Here is a 2,939-nt window from a genome sequence, read left to right as displayed (position 1 = left end):
GGGTCTTTTCTAGGTCTGGCGGCGACTTACTCTCCCACGTCTTGAGACGCAGTACCATCAGCGCGACGGCACTTAACGGCTGGGTTCGGGATGGGACCAGGTGTTTTGCTCGTGCTATGACCACCAGACCAAGAAAAGACCCAAGTTGTCCAAGTCATGTACGACTGTATGTAGTGTACGCTTTCTGTCTTGTAGGGACGGGCGTTGGCCTGTCTTCTACTGGATCAAATCAAGCCTATCGGGCAATTAGTACCGGTCAACTGAACGCCTTGCAGCGCTTACATCTCCGGCCTATCGACGTGGTGGTCTACCACGGCCCTCAGGGATACCTTGTTTTGAGGGGGGCTTCCCGCTTAGATGCCTTCAGCGGTTATCCTGTCCGGACATAGCTACCCTGCACTGCCGTTGGCACGACAACAGGTCCACCAGTGGTCCGTTCACCCCGGTCCTCTCGTACTAGGGGCAACTCCTCTCAAGTATCCTACACCCACGGCAGATAGGGACCGAACTGTCTCACGACGTTCTAAACCCAGCTCACGTACCTCTTTAAACGGCGAACAGCCGTACCCTTGGGACCTGCTCCAGCCCCAGGATGAGATGAGCCGACATCGAGGTGCCAAACACTGCCGTCGATATGGACTCTTGGGCAGTATCAGCCTGTTATCCCCGGCGTACCTTTTATCCGTTGAGCGATGGCCCTCCCACTTGGGACCACCGGATCACTATGGCCGTCTTTCGACTCTGCTCGACTTGTCAGTCTCGCAGTCAGGCTGGCTTCTGCCATTGCACTCAACGAGCGATTTCCGACCGCTCTGAGCCAACCTTCGCGCGCCTCCGTTACGCTTTAGGAGGCGACCGCCCCAGTCAAACTACCCGCCACACAGGGTCCCGGAACCCGATAAGGGATCGCGGTTAGACATCAAGCGATGCAAGGGTGGTATCTCAAGGGAGGCTCCACAGAGACTGGCGTCCCTGCTTCGAAGCCTACCACCTATCCTGCACATGCATGGCCTGATGCCAGTGTGAAGCTGTAGTAAAGGTGCACGGGGTCTTTCCGTCTAACCGCGGGAAGCCTGCATCTTGACAGGCAATTCAATTTCGCTGAGTCGATGTTGGAGACAGCGGGGAAGTCGTTACGCCATTCGTGCAGGTCGGAACTTACCCGACAAGGAATTTCGCTACCTTAGGACCGTTATAGTTACGGCCGCCGTTTACCGGGGCTTCAATTCGGAGCTTGCACCCCTCCTTTTAACCTTCCGGCACCGGGCAGGCGTCAGACCCTATACGTCGTCTTGCGACTTCGCAGAGCCCTGTGTTTTTAGTAAACAGTCGCCACCCCCTGGTTTGTGCCCCCAGCCCTCAGTTGCCTAAGAACCGGGCTCCCTTCTCGCGAACTTACGGGAGTATTTTGCCGAGTTCCTTCAACATCGTTCTCTCAAGCGCCTTGGTATGCTCTACCAGTCCACCTGTGTCGGTTTAGGGTACGGTCTGGTGTAGGGCTATTTCCAGGAACCACTCAGCAGCCCGGTCAATCCGTTAAGACCGAACTACACCTGCGATCCGTCACATCCTACTGGCCACGGAATATTAACCGTGTTCCCATCGACTACGCCTTTCGGCCTCGCCTTAGGGGCCGGCTTACCCTGCTCAGATTAGCTTTAAGCAGGAACCCTTGGACTTTCGGCGAGAGTGTCTCTCACACTCTTTGTCGCTACTCATGTCATCATTCTCGCTAGTGATCTCTCCACCGGATGGCTCACGCCCCGGCTTCACAGAAAGCTCCTTGTCTCCAATGCAGGCGAACCTGCTAAGGAGACAGTGAACTATGTCACACTACGCTCCGCTACCATGCACTATGTGCATCCTCAGCTTCGGCTCATGGCTTGAGCCCCGTTACATCTTCGCCGCAGGACAACTTGATTAGACCAGTGAGCTGTTACGCTATCTTTAAAGGATGGCTGCTTCTAAGCCAACCTCCTGGTTGTTTTGGTCGTCCCACCTGCTTTCCCACTTAGCCATGAATTGGGGGCCTTAGCTGGAGGTCAGGGTTGTTTCCCTCTCCACGACGGACGTTAGCATCCGCCGTGTGTCTGCCATCTAGTACTCCCGGGTATTCGGAGTTTGGTTAGGATCAGTAAGCCTGTGGGGCCCCATTACCCATCCAGTGCTCTACCCCCCGGGGTATTCGGATGACGCTCTACCTAAATAGATTTCGCGGAGAACCAGCTATCTCCGAGTTTGATTGGCCTTTCACCCCTAGGCACAACTCATCCCGACCTTTTTCAACAGGTGTGGGTTCGGACCTCCAGTAAGTGTTACCTTACCTTCATCCTGGTCATGCCTAGATCACTCGGTTTCGGGTCTGATCCCACGAACTCATTCGCCCTATTAAGACTCGCTTTCGCTGCGCCTACACCTAACGGCTTAAGCTTGCACGTGAGACCAAGTCGATGACCCATTATACAAAAGGTACGCCGTCAGGACTCGAGGTCCCTCCGACTGATTGTAGGCGTTCGGTTTCAGGTACTGTTTCACTCCCCTCGTCGGGGTGCTTTTCACCTTTCCCTCACGGTACTGGTTCGCTATCGGTCAGCAAGGAGTACTTAGCCTTCGAAGGTGGTCCTCCGATCTTCAGACAGGATTACACGTGTCCCGCCCTACTTAATACGTCCGATCGAGCTTCGAATACGGGGCTGTCACCCGCTATGGCCAATCATTCCAGATTGTTCTTCTCACTCTCACGGCTCGGCTGGTCCCCGTTCGCTCGCCACTACTAGGGGAGTATCATATTGATTTCCTTTCCTCCGGGTACTTAGATGTTTCAGTTCCCCGGGTTTGCTCTTAAAACCCTATGTGTTCAGGTTAAAAGTACCTGGTTCAGCCAGATATAAGCAGTCCGAAGACTATTATATCAAACTGTCAGGTGGGTTGCCCCATTC

Annotated in this window: 2 rRNA genes (1 of these 2 cut by a window edge); both read right to left on the bottom strand. The window is 54.5% G+C overall.

Going from position 1 to position 2,939, the window contains the following annotated elements:
• Nucleotides 1-13: 13 nt before the first annotated feature.
• Nucleotides 14-128: ribosomal RNA gene (gene rrf / locus Q344_RS0100935) — 5S ribosomal RNA — on the bottom strand.
• Between the two features lie 97 nt (nucleotides 129-225).
• Nucleotides 226-2,939: ribosomal RNA gene (locus tag Q344_RS0100930) — 23S ribosomal RNA — on the bottom strand (it continues 116 nt past the right edge of the window).

The organism is Pseudooceanicola nanhaiensis DSM 18065, from assembly GCF_000688295.1.
Taxonomy (GTDB): Bacteria; Pseudomonadota; Alphaproteobacteria; order Rhodobacterales; family Rhodobacteraceae; genus Pseudooceanicola; species Pseudooceanicola nanhaiensis.
Note: the sequence above shows the minus strand (reverse complement) of the source record. Positions and strands in the feature narration are given on the sequence as shown.